Raw genomic sequence first — 2,908 nt, 5'->3', positions numbered from 1 at the left:
AAGACGCTCGACTGGGATACCCCAGCCGAGCGTCTACGTGATCTACTCACCACCTAGAACCAGTGGTGTTGCGACGACCCCTGGAACCCAAGGGGTGGGCAGGGCCTCTTCGCGTTCACTTCGGATCAGCTGCGGTCGCGGTTCTCACTGTCGCGCAGCTCGCGGTCGCGCAGCTCGCGCTCCGCATCGCCGGTCTCGGCCTCGTCGATCTCCAGGTCGTCGTCGTCGTAGTACTCCTCGACGTCCTCGTCGTCCTCGAAGATCACCCGGTTGTCCTCGCGGTCGTCCCGGTCATCACGGGGGCCGCGGTCGTCGCGGGGACCGCGGTCGTCGCGGGCGTCCTGACCGACCTCGGCCTCGACCTCGCTGATCTCGTCGTCGACGTCGAGCTCGGGGTCGAGCGCGTCCACGAACTCCAGGCCGTCGATCTCCGCGAGCCGCTCGGAGGCGTTCGTGGTGCCGTCCGGGTCGGCCTCGGCGGCCTTCGCGAACCAGTCGCGCGCCTCGTCGGCACGGCCGGCCGCGATCAGCGCCTCGGCGTACGCGTAGCGCAGGCGGGCCGTCCACGGCTGGACGGAGTGGGAGGCCAGCTCCGGGCTCTCCAGCGTGACGACGGCGGCCTCGAACTGGCCCATGTCGCCACGGGCGCCCGACGACACCAGGCGCATCTCGACCTGGCCGGCCTTGTCCAGCTGCTTGACCTCGGGCTCGCCGGCCATCGCCAGCGCGCGCTCCGGGCGGCCCAGGCCGCGCTCGCAGTCGGCCATCACGGGCCACAGGTCGGCGCGGCCGGTCATCCGGCGGGAGGCGCGGAACTCGGTCAGTGCCTCGGCGTAGCGCTGCGTCATGTACGACGCGAACCCGGCCGCCTCACGCACCGACGGCACGCGGGAGGCCAGTCGGAGCGCCACCCGGGAGAACTGGTAGGCCTCCTCCGGCTCGGTGTCGAGCAGGCGGGCGACCATCACGAGGTTGCGGGCCACGTCGTCGGCCAGCGTCTTCGGGAGGCTCTTCAGCTCCTGACGCACATCGGCGTCGATCTCCATGCCCGTGACGTCCTCGGGGATCGGCAGCCGGCGAACCGGCTCGAAGTTCCCACGCCGGTCGTCGTACCCACCGCGGTCACCCTCGGAGGGACGGTCGTCCCGACGGAACCCGCCACGGTCGCCACCGCTCGGGCGGTCGTCACGGCGGAAGCCACCACGGTCGCCACCGGACGGACGCTCGTCACGGCGGAACCCGCCACGGTCGCCACCACTCGGACGCTCGTCGCGACGGAACCCGCCACGGTCGCCACCGGAGGGACGCTCGTCGCGACGGAAGCCACCACCAGTGCTGGGGCGCTCGTCACGACGGAACCCGCCGGACGGACGGTCGTCACGGTTGAAACCACCCGACGGGCGGTCGTCACGACGGAACCCGCCACCACTGCTGGGCCGCTCGTCACGACGGAAGCCACCACCAGAGGGGCGGTCATCGCGGTTGAACCCACCGGAGGGACGGTCGTCACGGCGGAACCCGCCACCGGACGGACGGTCGTCACGGTTGAAACCACCCGACGGACGGTCATCGCGACGGAAGCCACCACGGTCACCACCGCTCGGACGCTCGTCGCGGCGGAAGCCACCACGGTCACCACCACTCGGGCGGTCATCGCGACGGAAGCCACCACCGGACGGACGGTCGTCACGGTTGAACCCACCCGACGGACGGTCGTCACGACGGAACCCGCCGCCACCGGACGGGCGGTCATCACGGTTGAAACCACCCGACGGACGGTCGTCACGGCGGAAGCCACCACGGTCGCCACCGGAGGGACGGTCGTCACGACGGAAGCCACCACCACTGCTGGGGCGCTCGTCACGACGGAACCCGCCGCCGGAGGGACGGTCGTCACGGTTGAACCCACCCGACGGACGGTCGTCACGACGGAAGCCACCACCGGAGGGACGGTCGTCACGGTTGAACCCACCCGACGGACGGTCATCGCGACGGAAACCGCCGCCACCGCCGCTCGGACGGTCATCGCGACGGAACCCACCACCAGAGGGACGGTCATCGCGGTTGAACCCACCCGACGGACGGTCGTCACGACGGAACCCGCCGCCGCCACCGGACGGGCGGTCGTCACGGCGGAACCCACCGCCGCCACCGGACGGACGGTCGTCACGGCGGAACCCACCACCGGACGGACGATCGTCACGGTTGAACCCACCCGACGGACGGTCATCGCGACGGAAACCGCCGCCACCGCCGCTCGGACGGTCGTCACGGCGGAACCCACCGCCGCCACCGCCGGACGGGCGGTCGTCACGACGGAAGCCACCGCCGCCACCACCAGTCGGGCGGTCGTCACGACGGAAACCGCCACCGCCACCACCGGACGGGCGGTCATCGCGGCGGAAGCCGCCACGGTCTCCACCAGTCGGACGGTCGTCACGGCGGAAGCCGCCACGGTCGCCACCCGAGGAGGGGCGGTCATCGCGACGCGGGCCACCACGGTCGCTCGACGATCCGCCGCGCGAGCGGGGCTCGTAGCCTCGGCCATCGTCCGATCGACGCTCGGGACGGTCCTGGGGCGGGTTCGACATCGCGGTGACTCCTTCTGCTTCATCAGCTGTGCCGCTGCTCCGGACAGCGACTGCGCCCGGGCGGCTCGGTGCCGGCCGCCTGGCCACACACCGTCTCCATTGTCAAGCATCAGCTCCAACCCCGCGCCTGGAAGGCGACGGAGCGAGCCGACAGATCCTGCATCACGCCAAAAACAAAAAGGCCGCGGCCCCAGCGAATCGCTGGGGCCGCGGCCTTGAATAATTGTTCGGCGGCGTCCTACTCTCCCACAGGGTCCCCCCTGCAGTACCATCGGCGCTGTGAGGCTTAGCTTCCGGGTTCGGAATGTAACCGGGCG

Annotated in this window: 1 protein-coding gene, 1 rRNA gene and 1 pseudogene; all 3 read right to left on the bottom strand. The window is 71.2% G+C overall.

Annotated elements, in window-relative coordinates; all coding sequences use genetic code 11:
* Nucleotides 1–125: 125 nt before the first annotated feature.
* Nucleotides 126–1,046, bottom strand: coding sequence for a tetratricopeptide repeat protein (locus P3T37_RS36930; RefSeq protein WP_280728343.1), 921 nt, complete (start codon nt 1,044–1,046; stop codon nt 126–128).
* A 390-nt stretch (nt 1,047–1,436) separates the two neighbouring features.
* A pseudogene (locus P3T37_RS36925) lies at nt 1,437–2,678 on the bottom strand (hypothetical protein); the annotation flags it as partial.
* A gap of 138 nt (nt 2,679–2,816) precedes the next feature.
* A 5S ribosomal RNA gene (rrf, locus tag P3T37_RS36920) occupies nt 2,817–2,908 on the bottom strand; the annotation flags it as partial.

Source organism: Kitasatospora sp. MAA4 (assembly GCF_029893355.1).
GTDB lineage: Bacteria > Actinomycetota > Actinomycetes > Streptomycetales > Streptomycetaceae > Kitasatospora.
This window is presented reverse-complemented; position numbering and strand designations above follow the sequence as displayed.